19 protein-coding genes and 1 pseudogene are annotated in these 20,314 nt (G+C 69.1%); 6 read left to right on the top strand and 14 right to left on the bottom strand.

The features are described from left to right. Window positions 1-17 precede the first annotated feature (17 nt). The 3 genes from WME90_RS47160 to WME90_RS47170 form a co-directional block, all read right to left on the bottom strand. Entirely contained in the window at window positions 18-950 is a 933-nt protein-coding gene (locus WME90_RS47160; protein WP_437278673.1) for a restriction endonuclease, read from the bottom strand. Between the two features lie 42 nt (window positions 951-992). Next, window positions 993-1,199, bottom strand: a complete 207-nt coding sequence (locus WME90_RS47165; RefSeq protein ID WP_437278674.1) for a hypothetical protein — start codon at window positions 1,197-1,199, stop codon at window positions 993-995. A gap of 280 nt (window positions 1,200-1,479) precedes the next feature. Beyond that, window positions 1,480-1,722 (bottom strand): hypothetical protein, encoded by a 243-nt coding sequence (locus tag WME90_RS47170; RefSeq protein ID WP_437278675.1) that lies wholly within the window; start codon window positions 1,720-1,722, stop codon window positions 1,480-1,482. A 122-nt stretch (window positions 1,723-1,844) separates the two neighbouring features. Here WME90_RS47170 and WME90_RS47175 point away from each other — a divergent pair. From WME90_RS47175 to WME90_RS47185, 3 genes and pseudogenes are all read left to right on the top strand, one after another. Next, window positions 1,845-2,457 (top strand): annotated as a pseudogene (locus WME90_RS47175) (JAB domain-containing protein). A gap of 346 nt (window positions 2,458-2,803) precedes the next feature. Next, window positions 2,804-3,409: a Uma2 family endonuclease gene (locus tag WME90_RS47180; protein WP_437278676.1), complete on the top strand. Its 606-nt coding sequence runs from the start codon at window positions 2,804-2,806 to the stop codon at window positions 3,407-3,409. Window positions 3,410-3,617: 208 nt separating this feature from the next. Beyond that, the gene (locus tag WME90_RS47185; protein WP_437278677.1) at window positions 3,618-4,118 is read left to right on the top strand and encodes a VOC family protein; all 501 of its coding nucleotides are present in this window, start codon (window positions 3,618-3,620) and stop codon (window positions 4,116-4,118) included. A gap of 80 nt (window positions 4,119-4,198) precedes the next feature. On the opposite strand, the gene WME90_RS47190 is transcribed toward WME90_RS47185, so the two are convergent. From WME90_RS47190 to WME90_RS47240, 11 genes are all read right to left on the bottom strand, one after another. Next, entirely contained in the window at window positions 4,199-4,936 is a 738-nt protein-coding gene (locus tag WME90_RS47190) for a hypothetical protein (protein WP_437278678.1), read from the bottom strand. After that, on the bottom strand, window positions 4,923-5,537 hold the full coding sequence (locus WME90_RS47195) for an RNA polymerase sigma factor (RefSeq protein WP_437278679.1): 615 nt from the start codon (window positions 5,535-5,537) through the stop codon (window positions 4,923-4,925). Before WME90_RS47195 ends, WME90_RS47190 begins: the two co-directional genes overlap by 14 nt. 183 nt (window positions 5,538-5,720) lie before the next feature. Beyond that, a complete protein-coding gene (locus WME90_RS47200) occupies window positions 5,721-6,977 on the bottom strand; it encodes a PAS domain-containing protein (protein ID WP_437278680.1) in 1,257 nt (418 codons plus the stop codon). Between the two features lie 137 nt (window positions 6,978-7,114). Then, entirely contained in the window at window positions 7,115-8,458 is a 1,344-nt protein-coding gene (locus tag WME90_RS47205) for a DUF2403 domain-containing lipoprotein (protein ID WP_437278681.1), read from the bottom strand. A 185-nt stretch (window positions 8,459-8,643) separates the two neighbouring features. Continuing rightward, window positions 8,644-10,494 carry a DUF459 domain-containing protein gene (locus WME90_RS47210; protein WP_437278682.1) on the bottom strand — a complete coding sequence of 617 codons (1,851 nt, stop codon included), beginning with the start codon at window positions 10,492-10,494 and terminating at the stop codon, window positions 8,644-8,646. Between the two features lie 352 nt (window positions 10,495-10,846). Then, on the bottom strand, window positions 10,847-11,317 hold the full coding sequence (locus tag WME90_RS47215) for a hypothetical protein (protein ID WP_437278683.1): 471 nt from the start codon (window positions 11,315-11,317) through the stop codon (window positions 10,847-10,849). Window positions 11,318-11,348: 31 nt separating this feature from the next. Next, the gene (locus WME90_RS47220) at window positions 11,349-11,864 is read right to left on the bottom strand and encodes a hypothetical protein (RefSeq protein ID WP_437278684.1); all 516 of its coding nucleotides are present in this window, start codon (window positions 11,862-11,864) and stop codon (window positions 11,349-11,351) included. 19 nt (window positions 11,865-11,883) lie between these two features. Further along, a complete protein-coding gene (locus WME90_RS47225; RefSeq protein ID WP_437278685.1) occupies window positions 11,884-12,606 on the bottom strand; it encodes a hypothetical protein in 723 nt (240 codons plus the stop codon). Window positions 12,607-12,822: 216 nt separating this feature from the next. Then, window positions 12,823-13,779: a DMT family transporter gene (locus tag WME90_RS47230; protein ID WP_437278686.1), complete on the bottom strand. Its 957-nt coding sequence runs from the start codon at window positions 13,777-13,779 to the stop codon at window positions 12,823-12,825. A gap of 85 nt (window positions 13,780-13,864) precedes the next feature. Then, entirely contained in the window at window positions 13,865-15,136 is a 1,272-nt protein-coding gene (locus WME90_RS47235) for a glycosyltransferase (protein ID WP_437278687.1), read from the bottom strand. Window positions 15,137-15,309: 173 nt separating this feature from the next. Continuing rightward, window positions 15,310-16,095: a polysaccharide deacetylase family protein gene (locus WME90_RS47240; protein ID WP_437278688.1), complete on the bottom strand. Its 786-nt coding sequence runs from the start codon at window positions 16,093-16,095 to the stop codon at window positions 15,310-15,312. 349 nt (window positions 16,096-16,444) lie between these two features. Between WME90_RS47240 and WME90_RS47245 the strand changes: the two genes are divergently transcribed. The 3 genes from WME90_RS47245 (at window position 16,445) to WME90_RS47255 (ending at window position 20,010) form a co-directional block, all read left to right on the top strand. Continuing rightward, on the top strand, window positions 16,445-18,619 hold the full coding sequence (locus WME90_RS47245; protein ID WP_437278689.1) for a beta-propeller domain-containing protein: 2,175 nt from the start codon (window positions 16,445-16,447) through the stop codon (window positions 18,617-18,619). Window positions 18,620-18,785: 166 nt separating this feature from the next. Further along, window positions 18,786-19,739 carry a phosphatase PAP2 family protein gene (locus WME90_RS47250; RefSeq protein ID WP_437278690.1) on the top strand — a complete coding sequence of 318 codons (954 nt, stop codon included), beginning with the start codon at window positions 18,786-18,788 and terminating at the stop codon, window positions 19,737-19,739. A gap of 61 nt (window positions 19,740-19,800) precedes the next feature. Continuing rightward, window positions 19,801-20,010 (top strand): TOBE domain-containing protein, encoded by a 210-nt coding sequence (locus WME90_RS47255; protein ID WP_272096723.1) that lies wholly within the window; start codon window positions 19,801-19,803, stop codon window positions 20,008-20,010. Window positions 20,011-20,314 lie beyond the last annotated feature (304 nt).

Below are 20,314 nucleotides of genomic sequence, written 5' to 3' on the forward strand. Positions count from 1 at the left end.
CTACAAGCTGCATCAAATTAGTCGTCGCCGACGTGGTACATCGCGCGACCGTATTCAGCCGCATGGCGCAACTTGCGGCGCAGCAGTTCCGTCAGATCGACGAGCCCTTGGAAGACCTGCGCGAGGTCGGTTCCATCTACAAGAACGGCGTAGATCCGGCCACTTCGTGCAGCCTCTTCGATCGCGTGGTTGGTGAAACCACTCATTGATACGAATAGGCCCAGCGTGTTGTCGAGCTTGGTCTGCACCTTTCCTTGGAAGTCACGTACGTCCTTCGGCTCAATAGGCTTTGTCTCCCACTTGGCCTCGACGACCAAGAACGAGCCGTCAAGGACGATACTGGCATCAATTTGTTCGCCGGGTCGGGCCATCGAGCCGCGAGGATCCATGTCGTGAAGAGCAAATAGGTCTCGGAGTAATTCCTGAAATTGAAATCCACGACGCCGTTTGCTCGCCGCATCGTCGGAGATCATGCTCAAAGCTAGAAAACTCTCGTTGAGCGCCTTCAGATTTCTCTGCCGTTGTACGCGAGCTTCCCGCGCGCGTTCCGCTTCGGTTCGCGCTTCGCGACGCGCCCGGTCGGCTCGCTCTGCGATGGTCTCTCGCCCCAGAAGATCCTTGAGTGCGCGGACGGCCCGGCGCGCGTCATCGGCCTTCTTCTTTCCATCGTCGAGCCGCACGAGATGTGGCATGGCCTCATCTATCTCGACAACGGAATCGATGATCATGTTGATAATGGGCATGCCGGTTGCTGGCTCGCCTGCAAGTTGATCGACGAGACGCTGGGCAATGACACGCTTGTAGGTTCCCGGGCCCCAAGGCAGCGCACCCAAAACATCCGTGGGCACACCCGCCCGCGTGAGGAACGAGCGAAGGTCGTTCTGAAACCAGTATATTGTTCGTAGGGTGTCGACTAGCGCGTCGAGGACAGCCGCGGAGTAGATCTTCATGCTGGTTATGGGACGCCGCCGTCCGATAGCTCCGCGGGGGCGTTATTCCTTGCGATCGAAGAGAGCTTTCGCTCCATAATATGCTCCGGCCCCGAGACCGACGCCGATGGCGGCGATACCCGCGGCAGCGGCTACGGCCACGATGGTCGCAGGGTCGCCCTTCGCGTACGCCGCAATGCCCCTTTGCACGTCCGCGGCGACCTTGATCGAGTGTTCAGCGGCCTTCACGAGAGCCTTTGACTTGGGCATGGCATTCCTCCGAATGCTGTGCGGTGAAAGAGCTTGCCTACTTGCAACGCGCGAAGCACAACGCGACCCAACCTCGCCGCTGCTGACGCTACCATAGGCAACTATCGGCGTGGCCACTGAAATCTTGCGCAGCGCCCCGAGGAGGTCGCCAGACGGCCCGTCCGTCTAGATGAAACTCGCTGTGGCGCGCTCTCGTCGCACATGAGCTCACCTCGCGCAGGCGATTGCGTCGCTCCAGTCCACGAGGCCGAACGACTACGCGGTCAACTGAACCGAGTTGTTAGACCGGCTTCGGCTCGAAACTTGGCTCGCCGGGATCGCTTCGCGGCAGGCCTCGCACTGCCGCGACGAGGCCTACCGCCGCCACGAACTCCCCGCGGTCGACCCCGATCGCCTCTCCGCCTTCGCCGCCCCCTCTCGAGAGGCCCGCATCGTCGCGCGCGGCCTCCTCCGCGCCTTCCACCGTCTCCGCCCCGAGCTTCGCGAGGTCCTCGCGCTCGCTGCCACAGGCCTCTCCCTGCACGAGATCGCCGCCTCCCTCTCGCTCCCGCGCCCCACGGACGCCACCCGCCTCCGCCTCGCGCGCCGCCTCTTCGCCCGCGCCCTCACCCGCTTTCGGAGGTGGCCCGATGAAGCAGCGCCCCCATCGACGCCCCCGCCGAGACGGCGGCCGCGCTGCCGACGGCGACCGAGGCCGCCCTCATCGAAATGGTGCTCGGCCTCCCCGGCGTCGGGCCGCGCATCCTCGGCACGGCCGCCCTGCCGTCGCTCGGTCGCCTCTCTCCCGCGGCCCTCGCCGAGCGCACCCAGATCGCGCTGTTCGACGCGACCCGGCTCGCCTGCCGCCTTCGAGCTCGGCCGCCGCTACCACACCGTCCGCGCGCGCCGGGGAGCGCTCCTGACCGACGCCGCCCGCGTGGCGCGGTACTTCGGCCCGAGGCTCGCGTCCCTCGTCCACGAGGAGCTCTGGATCGCAGCGCTCGACAGCCACGGGCGCGTCCGCGAGACGCGCCCGCTCGCCCGCGGTGGCGCCGACGTCCTCACCATCGACGCCGCGACCGTCCTGCGCACGGCGCTGGACATGGCCGCCGTCAGCTTCGTCTTCGCCCATAACTACCCCAGCGGCGACCCGACGCCGACCCGCGAGGACGAAGCGATGACCCTGGAGCTGCGCCACCTCTCCGCGGAGGTGCACGTCCCGCCCACGGCCCACGTCGTCGTCACGCCCAGCGGCCGCTACGCCGCCGTCCACGAGTAGGCCATCGCGGAGTAGGCCATCGCGGCGCGTTGCGCCCCCGCCGCAGGAGCGCAGCGCCCCTGCGCATCCAGCAGCCAGCCTCCAGGGCACCGCCTCGGTCGGGAGGTCCGCAAGTCTACGGAAGCCGCACGACCGCTAGCGCGCCAAGAGCTGGAGCACGTGTAGCCACTGTGGGATTTGACCCAGGGCACCGTATCGACGTCGACTCGCCTCCATACGCCGCCTCCGGCGATCGGCTGCGTCCCCACCGGGGGACGTGGCATCGTGAGCCAGGCGCCCGACCTCGGACGGCGCCGGAACAGGCCCTTGCCCCGGCTGCAACCGCGCTCCCGTGGTAGGGTCGGCCATGAGCACCGGCGTGCTATCGCACCACCTGGATCCCGCCCGCAACGCACCGGAGGTCGAGGCCGCCTTCGAGGCGGTGCCGCCCGAGCAAGTGGCAGAGATCCTCGACGGGGAGCTCTTCACCTTTCCGCGGCCTGGCCGCCCTCACACGCGGAGCGCATCGCGCCTCACGATGAAGCTCGGCAGCGCCTTCGACCTCGGCGATGGCGGGCCCGGCGGCTGGGTGCTTCTGGATGAGCCGGAGCTCCACCTCGGGCCGCGGCCCGACAAGGTGGTACCCGATCTCGCGGGCTGGAAGCGGGAGCGCATGCCGGACGCCCTCGGGGACGAGGACACGCCGGCGCACTACGACGTCCCTCCGGACTGGGTGTGCGAGGTGATCTCGCCGCGTACCGAGCGCGTCGACCGCGGAAAGAAGATGCGGATCTACCGGCGCGAAGGCGTGGGGCACGTGTGGCTGCTCAGCCCCTTGCTGCGGACGCTGGAGGTCTACCGACTCGAGGGCGGGCGGTGGGTGCTGCTCGAGACCTACGAAGAGGACGCGAAGGTGAGGGCCGAGCCGTTCGATGCGGTGGAGCTCGATCTGGCGGCGATCTGGATCAGATGACAAATTGCAGGCCAGCGCGCCTCCTCGGAAGTGGACATCGATCGATGCCGCGGTGCTGCGCGCGCTGAGCGTCGGCTGCTCCCGCCCGAGACGACATGCTCTCGGAGCTCCAGGCCGACCTCGCCTGCCTCGACACAATGGACGACCCGGCGCGCTATCCGATCGCGAGGAGCGCTCCGCTGGTCGGAGTTCGGCTACCCTGATCGCCATGAACCTCGCCGGGATCGCCCATATCCAGCTTTCGGTCACTGACTTCCCGCGCAGCCGCGCGTTCTACCGCGCGCTGTGCGAGCACTTCGAGATGCAGTGCCAGTACGACGATCCGGGCAGCGAGAACGAACGGCCCATCCTCTATTACATCGGCGGCAAGACCGGCCTGTTGATTCGCCCCGTGAACCCGGAGTACGCCGGCGCCCGCTTTCACCAGTACAGGCCCGGCCTGCACCACCTGTGCTTCCGCGCCCGCAGCCGCGAGGACATCGACGCATTCCACGAGTTCTTCGAGAGCACCCTGGCCGCGCTCGGCGGAAAGCTCGTACACACGCCGCAGGAGGGTGCGTGGGCGGCAGGCTACTACTCGGTCCTGTTCGAGGATCCGGACGGTATCCGGATCGAGATCAACCACGTCCCCGGCAAGGGCAACCTGTCCGAGGGCGTCGAGCTTCCGTTGCCTGCGCGCGTCCCGGGGGGTGTGCCCGAGCAAGCGTGAGGACACCCGCATCCACGGCCGGGGCCCTCCACCTCGTCCGGCCACGGCGGAGGCGCCATGTCTGCCTCCGCCTCGTTCGGCTACGGCGGAGGCGCCATCTCCGCTTCGTCCTGCGGCGGGCCGTCCAGCTTGATCTGCACCTTCACCTTCCGCTTCTCTCCGTCTCCCTCGATCTGCACGTCGACCTTCCCTTCGACTCCTTGCGCTGCGAGCTGTTCCATCACCTGCCGGCGCGCCGCCTCCACGTCGTTCTTGTCGAGCACGTCCAGATCGAGCAGCTCGTGCCCGAGCTTTGCGCCCAGCGTCCCGCGCACCGTCCCCGCCAGCACGTCCTCCCGGATCTCCGCGCCGGCGAGCGCCGGGAACGCCGCCCGGATCCGCTCGGCCACGTCGCCCTCCGGCGCCTCGTCGCCCCACATATCGACCGTCAGCGTCGTCGCCCCGTCCCCGCGTCGCCCCCGCACCATGACCCGCGCCCTCCGCTCCGTCTCTCCCTCGCCGCGCACGACCGCCATGAGCGCCTCGGGCTCGGGCAGCTCCGCGCCGTCCGCCACCTGGATGCTGATGCTCCGCCCCACGGGCACCTCCACGTCCGCCGGCGCCACGCACGCCGCCGCCCCGCACACCACCACCGCTGCCGCCACCACCAGCGCCTTGCGCAACCAGAGCCGTTTCATCGGAACGACCTCCCGCTCGGGGTAGAGCTGGCCGAACGCCGCCATCAGCTCGCCTTGGAGCTCGCGCGCGTGCTCTGGCCTGAGCGGCGCCGGCTCCCCGAACAGCCGGCGCAGCTTTCGTCGCACCTCAAAGTCCAACATCGGAAACACCCTCTGCGCGGGACTCACCCGCATCCTGCTCGGCGCGCGCCTCGAGCCGCGCCTTGAGCTCGCGCAGCGCCCGCGACGCGCGCTGCTTCACCGCGTCCGCGCGGAGCCCGAGCAGCTCCGCGATCTCCTGGTGTTTCAGCCCGTCGCCGTACCGCAGCGCCAGCACCTCTCTCGCCTCCGCCCCGAGCTCCTCCAGCGCCTCCCTGACCGCGCGGAGCTCCTCGCCCCGCACGAGCGCGTCGAGCGGCGTCCCCGCCTCGTCCGCGAGCACACCCGCGAGATCGTCGATCGGCGCCTCCTGCCGCGCCGCCCGCACGTGGTCGATGACCAGGTTCCTGGCCATGGCCAGCACGAACATCCGCGGCGTCCCCTTGCGCCGATCGAACTCTCCCAGCCGCTCCAGCAGCCTGTGAAAGACCCGCGCGACCAGATCCTCCGCGTCCACTCGCCGGCCCACGCGCCGCGAAACGAAGCGCGCCACCGGGTCGTATAGCTCCACGTAGAGCGCCCGGAACGCGCCGCGATCGCCGCGCCGGGACGCCTCGATCAGCTCGCAGAGGTGGTCATCGCGGGAGGGCCAGAGGAAGCTCATCGCGGGGGCTCACCCTCCTCTACGGCGGAGGCGCCGGAAGGTGACAGGCGACGGGTCGATTCCTCGATGGCCCCGGGCGCCCGCCCGGCGACGGCGCGCCCTTGCGGTCCTCTCGCCCTTCCTGCGATGTCTTGTTCACATACGCCGGTTCGGCCGACGTCGCCCACGCGGCGAGGTGGCCGCTCAGCCCGCGATGGAGCCCCCTCTGCGATCCCTGGTCCGCAGCGCATAATCGATGCCGCTGCGCAGCGTGGCCTCTGTCACAAGGCCCTGCCAATCCACGCCGAGGTCGATGAGCATCCGCGCGATGGCTGGCTGAATGCCCGTGAGCACGACCTTCGCCCCGAGCAGCCCCACCGCGCGAGCGGCTTGCATGAGCACTCCCGCCACCTGGGTGTCGACCGATCTCACCCCTGTAATGTCGATGATGGCGATCGTCGCCTGGTGCGCGCCGATCCCGGAGAGCAAAGTCTCGATGATCCGGCCCGCCCGCTCGGGATCGAGCTCGCCGACGAGCGGCATGACGAGCACCCCGTCGGCGATCGGCAAGAGCGGCGTCGCGAGCTCCCGGATGATCGCCTGTTGCGCCGCGATGACCGCCTGCTGCGCCTCCTGGCGCTCGACCTCCGCCCGCTTGATGGCCGTGATATCGATGGCCGCGCCCCCGATCGTCCCCTCCGGGATGCCAGGACCCCGGACGGGAAACTTGACGGAATGGAACAGCTTCATCCCTTCTGTAGGGTGAGGGACGCTCTCCTCGAACAACGTCGCAACGCCGGTGTTCCTCACCTCGTCGTCCGCGACCTTCACCTGCGCGACGACGTCGTCCGGAAACATGTCGTGGTCGCGCATGCCAGCGACGCTTCGTGGCCCGACGCCCATGAACCGCGAAAACTGGGCGTTGGCCACGACATACCTGCTGTCCGGATCCTTGGCAAACATCATGGCAGGCATGTACTCGAGGAACGCGTGGAGCAGCGCTTCGCTCCTCTGCAGCTCCACCTCACGGCGCGCTCGCTCGGTGACATCCTCGGCCGAGACGAGGAGCCGATGCGCCGCCCCGTCGTCGCCGCGCGCGAGGACCACGCAGCGCAGGGTAAAGAAGCGCTCGACGTCTCCGGTGCACCGCGCGCGTATCGCGCGCTCGAGGGGCTGGCCGTCCAGTGAAGTCGTGAGCTGTCTCACGTGATCGGCTGACGCGTCGAGATCCTCGGGGTGGATGCGAGAGAGCAGCGTCTGCCAGGCGCGCTCTGGCGTCTCCTGGTCGCTGATCCCGAGCGCGCGGACGAAGGCGCGATTGCGGGCGACGATCCGCCTGTCCCTGACATCGAGGACACAGAGGATGGTCGGCGCCAGGTCGAAGCCCTGCTCGACCAGCGTGCCCTCCGGCCCCTTTGCCTGCGCGGCCATCGAGCCGTTCGAGCTAGGCGTATCCGTCATACGTACGTCCCCTCCTCGTTTACGCCTAGCGGATTTCTCCGCTTCTGTGGTGCGAGAATTCGGTGCCGCACGGCGGATCAGGCGAGCGAGCGAGCGAGCGAGCGTGTGGTCAACGCCGTCGACGTGTGTGAAGGGGCTCACTCGGGCAGGCGCATCGAGAGCATGGCGTCGATCGAGCCGCGCGAGAGCCTGCCTGGCAGGCCGGGGAGCATCTCGGCGGCGGGGGAGGGGATGCTCTCGGGGTGGATGACCGCGACCTGGATCGTGCGCTGCGCCTCGTCGAGCAGGATCATGAAGTAGCGATCACCGATGGGCCGGCGCCACGTCGGGCAGCCGTCCGAGCGCCCGCCGGCCTCGATGACGGGCCCCTCCTCGTAGGCCTTTTGCGCGCACGCATCGACGACCTCCACGTCATCGGCGAGCGCGTCGCGATCACAGCCGCTCCCGCACACGCTGCCGCCGACGTGCCCCTCCTGGTACGAGCGGACACCGGTGCTCATGAACTCGCGGTTGCTGTACTCGTTGTTGTCCATCACGACCTCGAACACGTTGATCTCGCCGCAGCCGTCGCCGACGGTGCCTGTCTTCGAGTAGCAGTTGCAGAGCCCGTTCCACTTGCGGCCGCCGTCGCGGATCAGCTCGGACGCGACGAACGCGACCCACGGGCCGGGATGGCCCTGCCCACCGCCGTCGCACTTCTCGACGCCCGCGTCGTCGAACGTCATCGACGCCAGGAAGACGACGAGCTTCGAGCCTGCCCAGCCGAGGTGCATGATGCCCGGATCGTCGGGACAGTAATAGTCCTTGCCGTCACCACACGCGAAGGGCTTGTCCTGAGTGAAGTACGTGACACAGTCCCTCTTCGTGAGGTCGCCCGTGAAGTCGGCGGACGTGCTCTGCCCTTCCGTGACGAGCAGGTTGGAGCCAACGCCATTTCTGGCGTCCCACGATGAGACCATCTGCCACGCGGCCGGGTCGCTGCCAGGCTGGTACACGGCGAGCTGCTTCACGCGGATGGCCTTCATGATGAGGGTCATCTCCTCGTCGAACGGAGCGAGCTTGTCGCTCGTCGTGTGATGCTCCGTCATGCAGCAGTGCCCGCCCCAGGTGTCGTCGCCGTCCTTGTAGTCGCACGCCGCGTCGCCGGGCTCGCGGTCGATCCGGCGGGGCCACCAGCCGGGCGCGCCGATGTTCGTGAACGTCATCGTCCCGCCCCGCGTCGGCGTGCTCGGCTCGGTGACGTGGGGGCCGAGGCCTCCGCCGGCGCCTGTCGCGCCGGTGGACGGGCTTCCGCCGGCGCCTGTCGCGCCGGCGCCCGTCGCGCCGGTGGACGGGCCTCCGCCGGCGCCTGTCGCGCCGGTGGACGGGCCTTCGCTCGCGTTGGCTCCTGCGCCGCCTTCTCCTCCGAGGTCGCCCCCGGAACCGCAGGCGGACGCGAGGAGGACGAGAGCGGCCCGCACAAAAAACGAAGAGCGCTTCATGTCCCTGAGTGTTTCCGGAGCGCGCCCGTTTCGTGATGGAAAGCAGCGGAAGCAGGACGGTTTGGTCATCGCGCGGTTCACATGGGCGCCACGGGGCCTACAGCCGAGCGCCCATGTGACAGTGGCTCGGCTGCCCCAACCCCGGTCGGCTCGCTGCGCGCGTTGTCGGCGGGCCGCGTTCGCGCTCAGCGCGGTGGCTCGGCGTCCGCTGCGGAGCCGGTCTCGCGCGGCCTCGCGCGGAGCTCCGCGAGCGTCCACTGCGCCACGCCGCGCGCCCCCTCGATCGTGAAGTGCACGCCGTCGGGTCGGATCGCGCCGCCCTCGTACATGCGCCGGCACTCACCCCCGGGGCAGATGTGCTCCTGAAGGTCGAGGAGCGCGACGTCGGGAAGCGTCGCGGCGACCTTCCGGATCGAGCGGTTGATGCACGTGACCTGCTCGCGGACGTCCTTCGTCTCCCAGTCGCCGAGCGCGTAGGGGAGGGTCGCCATCCAGACGCGCCCGTGCGGGTTCCGGAGCTTGCCGAGGTTCGTGACGAGGTTCGTCTCGAAGCGCTCGTGCCACGCCGGCTTGCACGCCGTCGTCCACTCGTCGTTCGCCGTGATGCCGTGCATGAAGGCGCCGCCGAGGTAGAGGACCGCGGCGTCGGGCTTCGTCTGCGCGAGGAGCGCGGGCCACTCGGTCATGCCGCAGAGGTCCGCCATGATGGTGCAGCCGTCACGCCCGTGGAGGTCCACCGCGAGCCCGCGCTCCTGCAGACCGCGGAGCGCCCAGCCGAGCGTGTTCGAGGTCGAGTCGCCGACGACGACGACGCGGAACCTGACCTCATCCTTCACGACCGCGGTCACGAGCGCGTTGATCATCGCGGAGCCCTTCGGCGCCGCGCCGTCCTGCGCGTGGGTCGCGCGGACGGCGATGAGCAGGCCGAGCGTGAAGCCGGCCGGCACCGCCCAGAACGAGCGCCCCTTCGGCAGCCCGCGCTCGCGGATCGGCTTCTCCAGGAAGCGGTAGGAGACGAGCGCGACGGCGAAGGTGATCGCGAAGCGGAGCGCTGTGAGGGCGGGGCCGTGCAGGCGATCGCTCGACACGAACACGTGCACCGGCCAGTGCCAGAGGTAGACGCCGTAGCTGATGGTGCCGACCCACGCGAGCGGGCGCCACGCGAGCGCGCGCGCGACGAGGCTCCGCGAGCCCTGCACCGCGCACGCGATGAGGGAGAGGGCCCCGAGCTCCGTGAGCCAGAACCCGCCGTGGTAGAGGAGCCACGACTGGCCGTCGAACACGGACCACGCGATCGCGAGGCCGATCGCCGAGACGACGCCGGCGCCGTCGAGGAGGCGCACCGCGCCCGGGGAGAGCTCGACGCGCGGCGTGAGCACCGTCGCGAGCGCGGCGCCGAGGAGGATGCCGGAGGCGCGCGTGTCCGTGCCCATGTACACGCGCGTCGTGCTCTCCGGCGCGAAGAGGACGAGCATCGCGATCGCGGAGAGCGCGGCCAGCGTCAGCGTGAGGACGAGCACGCCGCGGCGCGACCACCGCGAGAGCACGAAGACGACGACGAGCGGCCAGACGAGGTAGAACTGCTCCTCGATCGCCAGGCTCCACGTGTGCTCCAGCGGCGAGCGCGACGTGAAGATCTCCCAGTAGCTCTTGTGCGCGTAGATGGCGCGCCAGTTCGCGACGTAGCCGAGCGTCGCGAGGACGTCGGCGCGGAGGCCGGCGAGCGCGCTCGGCGGCCCGAAGAGGCGCCCGTGGAGCGCGACCACCGGGACGAGCGCGAGGAGCGCGGGGAGGAGCCGGCGCGCGCGGCGGAGCCAGAAGTCCTTGAGCGAGATGGAGCCGCGCGCCTCGTGCTCCGCGAGGAGCAGCGCCGTGATGAGGTAGCCCGACAGGACGAAGAAGAGATCGACGCCGAGGAAGCCGCCGCGCAGCATCCCGTTCGCGTGGAAGAAGAGGACGCCGAGAAGGGCGAGCCCACGCAGCCCGTCGAGCGCGGGCAGGTGCGGGAGGAGCGGGCGACGGGCGGGCGTGTCCACGAGACGAGGGGCGAGACTATCAAAACGCCCGGGCGGCGCCTCCCATGCCGCGCGCCCGCGCTGCGCGGATCGCGCCGTGGTCGAGGTCGCCGGGCGTAGATCCGATCTCCGGGTGGCCGGCTTCGCTAGGTGGAGCGCCTCGTTCCCGTGGGGAGGAGCACCATGATGCGGTCTACCGGATGGATCTCAGAAAAGGCGTTTACCGAACGCCTCTCCTCTGGCCTCCACGGAGCACGAGCTCCCGGCGACCAGCATGGGAACGAGCCCGCGGCGCCCGTGAAAGTCGCTCTCGTCGATCTTCGGTCAGGAGTGATCCCGCGGCGTACTCGCGGCGGGACAGCCGCCCTCGCGCTCACTCGTAATCGCGCCTCAGCGCGTCGTAGAACGCGTCGCTCATCAGGTAGTCTGCCCACCACGGCTCGACCGGCGTCGCGCCCCGGCGCTGCTGGAAGAGCACCAGATCATCCAGCTCGCCGTCGTACCAGCCCCACAGGAACCGGGCACGCAGCACGTCCACGTTTCGCCTGCGGAGCTCGGCCACCGCGTCCTCGAGCGACTCGTCGTCGAACTCGTCGACCAGCGCCTCCGCCTCATCGATGATCTCGCCGAGGTAGGCCAGCCCCTTCTTTGTGATCTCGAACCGCGCTTTGCGGCGGTTGACCTCGACGAGGTCCGCGTTCACGAGCTCCTGCAGGACGTCCTCCAGCGGGCTCATCTCGGACGGGAGCACGAGGGGCATCTCGATGCCTCCGTCGGCGGGCTTCAGATCCATCTTCTTCAGCACGTAGATGCCGGCATAGACCAGCTTCTGTTCGCGCGACACGATTGGCTGTCTGCGTCCATCGAACATCGTCTCACTCCGCGACGCGCCAGGCCTCCGCCTCGAGGCGGATGTGCCGGCGACCGTCTGTGTCGGTGTCGAGCCACGCGTCGACGTCGCCGTCGGCATAATACACGGGGGTGCGCCCCGCCGCCTCCGGCCGCCGGATGCGCGCGGCGTGGGGGTTGCACATGGCGAGCACGATGGCGCGCTCGCCGGAGAACGCGGCCGGCAGCCAGCGCTCGAGGAACGCCGACAGGAGCACGGTCACCGAGTAGTCCTTCGCGACCTCCTCGACGAAGAACTCGAGCTCCACGTCGTCGGCCAGCACCTCCGGCTCGTCCGCGGCGTGCACCGCCACGACGAGCGCGTCGGTCACCCGGAGCGGCTCCCGAGCCGCGCGGCCATCCAGCCAGAGGGTGGCCACCCGGCACCACCCGAACTGCGTGGACTCCAGGTCAGGCTCGTCGCGGTGCTGCTCGAGGTTCAGCAGCTCCAGCGCGGGACGGCAGCGGAACGGGAGCTCGGAGATGCTTCGCAGGGGCTGCATCGCGGCGGGCGGCGCGCGGCTACCCGACGAGGCGCTCGGGCTTGCGGCCGCGTTCGCTGCGGCGGACGCCGAAGCGCGAGCCGGCGCCGGACTTGCCGCTCCCGAAGCGGCTGCCGCCAGCGTTGTTGTAGCGCCGCCCGGTCTGCGACGACCTGCTGTGGTCGACGCTGGACGGATTCGAGGCGCGGTACGCGTTGCGGTGGGTCCGCAGATCGGGCGCGCGGTTCGGCGGCGTCGTGTACGGCTGCGTGTACACCGGCACGTAATTCGGGCGCAGCGCCGACGACACCATGGCGCCGAGGAGCATGCCCGACGCCAGGCTCATCACCGGCGAGTGGTAGTACCCGTAGGGGCCGAACCCGGACGTCTGGATCTGGGCGGCGCCCTCGCCCGAGACGTCGCGGCGGATCGAAAACACCTTCTCCGGGTCCTGGACGCTGCCGTCGCTGTTCTTGTCGAAGAACCCGGTGACGACCTGCGTCTTGGCGTCCAGGTCCTGCACGGCGACGCTGATGACCTCGTTCCCCTGGTAGATCTCGTTGACGCGCCGCTCGAAGTCCTCAGGCCCCTCGGCCGCCTTGTAGGCCTCGTTGACCTTGTCGAAGTCGAGCTCGACGTTTGTGTTCTCGGTGGTCGCCCACCGCTCCTTGAACCGCCCGCCGTTGCCGGTGCTGTCGCAACCGGCGGTCGCGACGGCGAGGGCTGTCAACAGCACGACGGGCAGGGTGGTCTTCGTCATCATCTAGGAAGATCTGTCTGGTACCAGGGGGGCATTCTGTCAAGTAGCCGCCGAGACCGGCGCCGGCAGCCCGTCGGCGCCGGGAGGGCGCGTACGCGAGAGCAATCTTGAAAGCCCTCGGCGAGCGCATCGCCGCGCTTCGATGGACGCAACGTGGGTCGTTTCGCCCCGCGTGGGTCGTTTCGCCCCACGTGGGTCGTTTCGCCCCGCGCAGGGCAGTCAGGTCGCCTTGGGCTTGTGGGTCGCGAAGAAAAGGCCCGGCAGCACGAGCGCCGCGCCGAGCCAATGGTGAAGGGCAAAAGCCTCGCTGAGGAGCAGCCAGGCCATCACGGCGGTGTAGACCGGCGACAGATAGAGCAGCAGGCCAGTGCGGCTGGGGCCGAGATGCTCGGTGATATAGCCGTACGTGGCGTAGGCGCCGACGCCCGGCACCAGGACCAGCGTCAGCACGGTGGCGATGGTGCGCAGGTCGAAATGCGGCGCGCCGCGGCTGGCCAGCTCCCAGCCGAGCAGCGGCAGCAGAAGGATCGAGCCGGCCAGCGCGATCACGGCGAGCCGCGCCTGGACTCCCAGCGGATCGGGCCAGCGCTTCAGCAGCACCGTGTAAAGCGCCCAGGAGACCGCGGCGCCAAGGATCATCAGGTCGCCGGGGTTGAAGCGGAGCGCCAGCAGCGCCGCGGGGTCGCCGCGCAGCACGATGACCAGCACCCCGATCAGCGCCAGCGCGGCGCCCAGGCCCTGGCGCCCGCTGAGCCGGTCACCGAACATGGCGCGCGACATCAGGATGATGATCACCGGCGAGACGGCGTAGATCAGGCCGATGTTGGTGGCCGTGGTGCTGGCGGCGCCGTGATAGACGCCGGCGCCGCAGATGCCCATTCCAAGCAGGCCGAGCACCGCATACCGGGCCCAGTCGCGCCGCAACGCCGCGCGGGCGCGCCACACTTCGCGGCCGCAGAAGGGCAGCAGCACCAGCACGACGCCCATCCAGCGCAGCTCCGCCAGCGCCACCGGCGGAATGAAATCCGCGGTGGCGCGCGCCAGCAGCATGTTGGCGGTGAACAGCGCCGGGGTGACGAACAGCAGGATCTGGGCGATACGCTGGTGGCGGGGCTCGGCGACGCCGAGAGGGGTGGAAGCCATTCGGGTCGGACGGTAGGGGAGGTCCGCTTCCATGGCCAGAGCTCGCCTCTGACGCCGCCGGGCCCTACCTGGGTCTCACCCGCGGTGCCCCGGCGCGCGGCGTGGTCGGGGGCGCGGCTCACCGAGCCATGGGGAGCTGATCCAGGACGCGCACGAGCTTCTCGCAGAGCCGTTCCCTGCTGAACCGAGCGATGCTGGCGGCGTCGCGGTGCGGGAGCGCGCGGCTACCGCCCTGCAAGCGCTCGATCAGCCAGTCCGCGATCCCGAGCACCTCGCCCGGCTGGAAGTGGTGGCCAGCGTTGTGCTCCTTGATGATGTCGGCCGCCTCGCCGTCGGGGGCGATCGCGAGGATCCCCTTTCCGAGCGAGAGGTACTCGAACATCTTCGCCGGCACGACGCGGTGCGCGTTCTCGACGTCGCTCAGGAGCATGCAGAGTGCGTCGGCGGATCTCATCCAGGCGATCGAGCGCGAGTGGTCGCAGTAAGGCTCGAGGCGCAGGCGACAGCGCGTCTTCTTGACACGGTCGAGCAGCCTCTCTTGCTGCTCGGTCTTCCTGCCCACGATGACGAGCTCCAGCCGCGCGAGCTTCTCCGGCGCGGATGCGTTGATCACCTCGATCGCCGCGATCAGCGGCTCGATGTTGGTCAGGTTCCAGAGCGTGCCCGTATAGACGAGCCGGAACGTGTTCCGCTCCGGTTTGGCGATGTCGTCCACGACGTGCTCCGGAGCGAAGTCGTCCTCGTCAAAGCCGTTGTAGATGCACGTCGACGCGGCGTGGCCGCCCGCCTCGCGAGCGCGGTCCTGCAGGCGCCGGGCGCTCGACTTTGTCGTTCCGACGAGGGCATCGGCCTGCTGCAGGACGTAGCGCTGCATCCTGCTCTGGATGGCATGGGAGAAGGAATCCTGACGCGCGTTCTCGAGGTAACGCTGGCTGATGTCCCACTCATCACGGAAGTCGAGGACGAGCGGCAGCCCGAAGCGCCTCTTCAACATGGCTCCAAGGACGAGGTTCGAGTACGCCGGGGCGGTCGCGAGGATGGCGTCGTGATGGACCCTGTGCAGGAGCTCGCTGCCCGCGCGCAGCGCCGAGGGGAGCCAGAGCACCTGCGGATCGGGCTGCAGCACGAGCATGGCCGCACCGCGCAGCGCCTTGACGAGGCGCCGGCGCGGTCCTGTCGCGGTCGTCGTGGCCGTCGCGTCGGACGCGAGCTTGGCCTTCGTGCTGTAGCCCGGCTCCCACGTCCTCGCGCGCTCGATGTGCGTCTCAGGCGGGATGTCGCGCAGCAGGCTCTCGTCGGAGAGCGGCACTGACGGGTTCGCCGCGACGAGCACGCTGGCTTCCCAGCCGAAGCGACGCAGGTACTTCACGAACTTGACCGGACGCTGCACTCCGGCTCCGCCGACGGGCGGGAAGTGATAGCTGATGAGCAAGAGCCGCCGGGTACCAGCGGCTCGACGGAGAACAGACCCGTTCTGAGCGTCGAGGGCAGCCCTGCGCTCTCCTGTGGTGTGAAAATGCACGCTATTGTCAAAGATCATGATTTCCCCCCTTGATGAGACGTTCACGGGATGTACTGAGAGATCCGCGAGAACTGGATGCCTTGCCGGCTCGTGTGCTCTACGAGCTCACGGACGAGCGCGTCGGTGACGCTCGATGGGTCGTGAAGGAGAATGATGTCCCCGTTGCAAGGCCTGTATCGCGCACACCACGCAGAGGCGGCTTCGGCCGATTTCATGGCGTAGTCGCGAGGGTCGGCGCTCCAGAGGATCACGGAGTGCCCGCCGCTCCAGAGCTGAAAGAGCGCGCGCGTCGAGACCTTCCCCCAGGGCGGACGTAACAGCGGGCACGCCCTCCCGGTGAGATCCTCGAGGAGCGCCCGCGTCATTTCCACCTCCGTGCGTAGCTGCTGAGGAGACGTATGCTCCAGCGACGCGTGGGTGTACGTGTGGTTGCCTATTTCGTGTCCCTCCGCGACGAGCCGGCGCACGAGATCGGGGTGCTCCCGAGCCATGGCGCCGATGACGAAGAACGTCGCGTGCACCCGGTGCTCGGCGAGCACGTCGAGGACTCGAGGCGTGCGCTCGGGGTGGGGACCGTCGTCGAACGTCAACGCTATCGTCGTGGCGCCCCGGCCAGAACGGCCAGCGCCGATGGCTGGCATCCAGGACGAAGCTCCCCGATCCATGAGCATGCGACGGGGGACCGTCGCGGTCGCAAGTTGCTTGATCGCTTGCCGTACAAAGCCCATGAGTGCCCCTTTCTCGTCGCGGGCGAGCGCCTGTTTGCCGGCTCCGCGCGTCCATGGGTGGAGGGCGCGAGCACTTCGGCAAATGCTATCTCTGTGCATTTAGCAAGAGTGGATGTTCTTGCAATGCCATGGTATTGCGGTTTGTTGGTCTTTGCGTGCGTCGAAGACGTCGACGCTCGACGTGACGGTGACTGGGACGGAGGCGGCATGACCGCGGTTGGAGCAGCGGCGGGGCGCGGCAGGCCGTCCTGACCACCGGGCCGATCTCCGAGCCATCCGACGCCCGCGCGGTGACTCGACCCGATAAGGCGACCAGGGCACGCGTGTGCCGGTGTGTGCCAGATGGTGCCGAACGTATCTATTGGTAATTGTTAGGGAAATGGATCGGCATGTCGAGTGCCTCTCGTCGGACCATCGAACCGAACGACGGACTGACACGGAGACTCTCATGCGATCATTCTATAGGGGTTGTACGCTTGTTTCCTTGCTGGCGCTCGGCGCCGGCTTCGCCGCCTGCTCGAGCGGATCTGGCGGTCCTGCGCCGACGGGCCTGGCACAAAGCGCTCTCACGCCCGCGACGAGCTGCGACGATGTCGAAGCGCTGCTGCGCGAGCGGCTGAAGCAGAACACGATCGAGTCTGTCGAAGCGGCGCGCAAGTCCGCCTTGCAGCAGCTCGAGAACGGGTGCGTTTGGTACGGAGCGGACGGCGGGGTGGCCGCGGCCAGCGGCTCCTCCGCCGCGGGAGGGCCCGTCTCGGCGCCGACCGCGGGGGGCGGGGGAGAGGACGACGGGGCCGCCAAGGAGTACTCGACGACGAACACGCAGGAAGCGGACGTCGACGAGGCCGACTTCATCAAGAACGACGGAGAGCACGTCTACATCCTGGCCCACGGGCAATTCCAGATCTTCGACGCGTGGCCCGCCGCCGACATCCACCGCGTCGCGTCGGTCGCGATCGAGGGGGAGCCGAAGAAGCTCTTCGTCCACGAGAAGCGCGCCCTCGTGTACTCGTCGCTGTCCCCGTCCTCGTCGCCCGACGGCGAAGGCCCTTATTATCCCCGCGCTGAGTGCACGTACGGATACGACTGCGAGTTCACGGGCGACGGCACGCCGCTCCTGGTCACCGAGCTCGACATCAGCGATCTCACGGCGCCCGCCGTCGTGCGGACGCTGAAGTTCTCCGGATCATTCCTCAACGCCAGGCGCATCGGGAACGCGGTGCACACCGTCGTGGCCTCCCCCGAGCCGACGGTGGAGGGGCTCTCTACCTGGCCAGAGGGCCTCGATATCTGCACCCTGTCCGGGCAAGGGGTCAACCCGTCCACGGTGGCTGCCGTGAACAGCGCGTATGACAAGCTCGTGGAGAAGAACATCGCCCTCATCGACGCGGCCCCGCTCGACGTCCAGATGCCCGCCGTGGAGGACACGCTGTACCGAGACGGCGTGGCGGCTCCGAAGAGCCACGACCCTTTCGCGAGCTGCGAGAACTTCTACCTGTCGAACACGGGCGACGGACAGAGCTTCCTCTCGGTCGTCTCGACCGAGCTAGGCACCGACGCGCTCGGGCAGACCACGATCGTGGGCAGGCCCGGCGCCGTCTATGCGACCGCGGACTCGCTCTACGTGGCGAGCCGGCACCAGTACGGCCAGACGGTTGGCTGGTTCTACGAGGACGGCGATACGACGCCCGACGCCACGACCATCCACAAGTTCGCGCTGAGCGAGCGCGCGGCGCCGAGCGCGTACCTGGGGAGCGGCGTCGTGAAGGGGCGCGTGCTCAACCAGTTCGCGCTGAGCGAGCACGAGGGCTATCTCCGCGTCGCGACCACCACAGGGCACCTGCCCGACCCGGACACGCACAACACCGTCGCGTCGCTGAAGCAGGAGGGCGGCGAGCTCGTGGTCAAGGGGATGGTGGATCACCTCGCTCCCGGCGAGGACATCCGGTCTGCCCGCTTCTACGGCGACGTCGGCTTCGTCGTGACCTTCAAGAAGACCGATCCCCTCTACACGCTCGACTTCTCGAACCCCGAGTCGCCGAGGGTGCGCGGCGAGCTGAAGATCCCCGGCTTCTCGACCTACATGCACATGATCGACGAGGGGCACGTCATGAGCATCGGCTACGACGCCGACGACCAGGGGGACTTCGCGTGGTTCCAGGGGATCATGCTCCAGATCTTCGACGTGACGGACCTCGACGCGCCGACGCTCGCGCACAAGGAGGTGATCGGGACGCGCGGCTCCGCGAGCGACGCCGCGACCAACCACCTCGCCTTCAACTACTTCACCCAGCGAGGGCTCCTCGGGATCCCCATGGTCATCTGCGAGGGCGGGAGCGGCGGCGAGTTCGGCGACACGATGACGTTCAGCGGGCTGCTCGTCTACAAGGTGGATCCCGCCGAGGGCTTCACCTCCGTCGGCGGCGTCCCCCACCCGCTGCCCGACACGAACGCCGACCCGTACTCCGCCAGCTGCGGCAACTGGTGGAGCAGCGCGACCTCGTTCGTGAAGCGGAGCGTCTTCATGGACGATTACGTCTACTCCGTGTCCGAGGACGAGATCCGGGTCGCCAACATCGGCGATCTCGCGACGCCGGAAGCCATCGTGTCGCTCGTCCCCTGAGCGAGATCCGCGGCGCGGCCGCGTGGGATAGCGGGGCGCGGATCCGTGCGTCACGGGCTCAGCCGCTGGGCAGGCGAGTGAGGCGTACGAAGGTACGCCGCGGCGCGCTTCACGCTGCGGCTGCGCCCGTGGCGCGCGAAGATGCGCCCCGCTATAGAGCTCCGCCATGGAAGCGCTGGTACTCCCCGCCGAGCAGCTGGCCTCGGCGGTCGGCGCGCGGCCCTTTCTGCTGCTCGCGCTGCTCTTGATCGGGACGGTGGGGGCGTTCCTTGGGCTCGTGGCGGTCGCGCGCTTCTCCGACCGCCACGCGCGCGCGCTGTGGGCGCGGGCCGTCCGGGCCTACGCCGCGGTGGCCGCGCACCCGATCACGCGGCGCCTCTCGGCTCGGTTCCCCTCGGTCGCGAGGGTGCTGCGCGAGCTCTCCGCGGCCGAGTACCTCGTGATCCACCTCGGCCTCGGGCTGGTGCTCAGCATGGCCGCGCTCGTGTTCGTCGCGCTCGCCGAGGGGGTGAGCGGGCGCGCGCCGATCGTGGACGTCGATCTCGCGCTCGCGCGCGCCCTCCACGCGTCGTCGAGCCGCGTCGGCGTGGCGGCGCTCCGCGCCTTCTCCCTCCTCGGCAGCGCCTGGGCGCTCGTGCCGCTCGCGGTCGTCGTGGCCGGCGCGCTGCTGAGGCGGCGGCTGCGCGTCCTCGCGGTCGGGTGGCTCTTCGCGCTCGCCGGCTGCGGGCTCCTCAACGCGGCGCTCAAGGCCTTGTTCGCTCGGCCGCGGCCGGCGTTCGCCGATCCGCTCGCGGTCGCCGCGGGGTGGAGCTTCCCGAGCGGACACTCGATGGGCACGTTCGTCGCTTTCGGCATGCTCTCGTACCTCGGCCTGCTGCTCCTCCGGACGCTGCGCGCTCGCCTCGCGCTCGTCGCGCTCGCGCTCGGCTGGACCGTGGCGATGGGCTTCAGCCGGATGTACCTCGGCGTGCACTACCTGAGCGACGTGCTCGCGGGGTTCGCCGCGGGCACCGTGTGGCTGGCCGCCTGCATCTCGGGGATCGAGGTCGCGCGGCGCAGGCCGGGTCGGATCGACGGCCGGTCGCCTCCTGCCCGAGGTGGCGAGTCGCTGCCGGCCTGAGCGGCCGGCGCGCGGGCGATCCGGCCGCTCCGCGTTAGGATCGCGCGGGAGGAGGCAGGAGATGCAGATCAGCGGCAGGAACAAGATCCCCGGGAAGATCACGGAGCTCGTGGTCGGCGACGTGATGGCCAAGGTCGTGATGGAGGGGCCTGGGGGCACCGAGCTCGTCGCGGTCATCACGAGCGACGCGGCGAAGGAGCTCGGCCTCGCGGTCGGCAAGGAGGTGCAGGCGCTCATCAAGGCGACCGAGATCATGGTGATCGCCGGGTGATCGGCGCAGGCCGGCGCGCGCCCCGCCACCGCCGCCCTGATCCGCAGCGCGCCTGGAGATGTCAAGATCGAACGCCAGCCGTGATCGATTCGACATCAAGCCGCGAGCTCCCTGGCAGAAGCCGAGTGTAGCTGCGGTGGAAATAGACATTACTATTGGAATCGACGCCGATGCCGCGGTGCAGAACCGAGGTGGAAGCCGAGGCGCAGAACCGAGGTGGCGACCGGTGGTGACCGGCGGTGACCGGGAATGACGAGCTGCGCCGAGCTCAGCGGAACCCCGATTTCGCCTGGAACCGGGGTGC

This window comes from Sorangium sp. So ce375, assembly GCF_051473855.1.
Lineage (GTDB): Bacteria > Myxococcota_A > Polyangia > Polyangiales > Polyangiaceae > Sorangium.

Excerpts from the sequence above, each read along its gene's own strand:
- WME90_RS47240 (WP_437278688.1), bottom strand. The coding sequence starts at position 16,095 with ATGCACAGAGATAGCATTTGCCGAAGTGCTCGCGCCCTCCACCCATGG.
- WME90_RS47225 (WP_437278685.1), bottom strand. The coding sequence starts at position 12,606 with ATGATGACGAAGACCACCCTGCCCGTCGTGCTGTTGACAGCCCTCGCC.
- WME90_RS47195 (WP_437278679.1), bottom strand. The coding sequence starts at position 5,537 with ATGAGCTTCCTCTGGCCCTCCCGCGATGACCACCTCTGCGAGCTGATC.
- WME90_RS47165 (WP_437278674.1), bottom strand. The coding sequence starts at position 1,199 with ATGCCCAAGTCAAAGGCTCTCGTGAAGGCCGCTGAACACTCGATCAAG.
- WME90_RS47220 (WP_437278684.1), bottom strand. The coding sequence starts at position 11,864 with ATGCAGCCCCTGCGAAGCATCTCCGAGCTCCCGTTCCGCTGCCGTCCC.
- WME90_RS47250 (WP_437278690.1), top strand. The coding sequence starts at position 18,786 with ATGGAAGCGCTGGTACTCCCCGCCGAGCAGCTGGCCTCGGCGGTCGGC.
- WME90_RS47255 (WP_272096723.1), top strand. The coding sequence starts at position 19,801 with ATGCAGATCAGCGGCAGGAACAAGATCCCCGGGAAGATCACGGAGCTC.
- WME90_RS47180 (WP_437278676.1), top strand. The coding sequence starts at position 2,804 with ATGAGCACCGGCGTGCTATCGCACCACCTGGATCCCGCCCGCAACGCA.
- WME90_RS47185 (WP_437278677.1), top strand. The coding sequence starts at position 3,618 with ATGAACCTCGCCGGGATCGCCCATATCCAGCTTTCGGTCACTGACTTC.
- WME90_RS47160 (WP_437278673.1), bottom strand. The coding sequence starts at position 950 with ATGAAGATCTACTCCGCGGCTGTCCTCGACGCGCTAGTCGACACCCTA.
- WME90_RS47230 (WP_437278686.1), bottom strand. The coding sequence starts at position 13,779 with ATGGAAGCGGACCTCCCCTACCGTCCGACCCGAATGGCTTCCACCCCT.
- WME90_RS47200 (WP_437278680.1), bottom strand. The coding sequence starts at position 6,977 with ATGACGGATACGCCTAGCTCGAACGGCTCGATGGCCGCGCAGGCAAAG.
- WME90_RS47245 (WP_437278689.1), top strand. The coding sequence starts at position 16,445 with ATGCGATCATTCTATAGGGGTTGTACGCTTGTTTCCTTGCTGGCGCTC.
- WME90_RS47205 (WP_437278681.1), bottom strand. The coding sequence starts at position 8,458 with ATGAAGCGCTCTTCGTTTTTTGTGCGGGCCGCTCTCGTCCTCCTCGCG.
- WME90_RS47190 (WP_437278678.1), bottom strand. The coding sequence starts at position 4,936 with ATGTTGGACTTTGAGGTGCGACGAAAGCTGCGCCGGCTGTTCGGGGAG.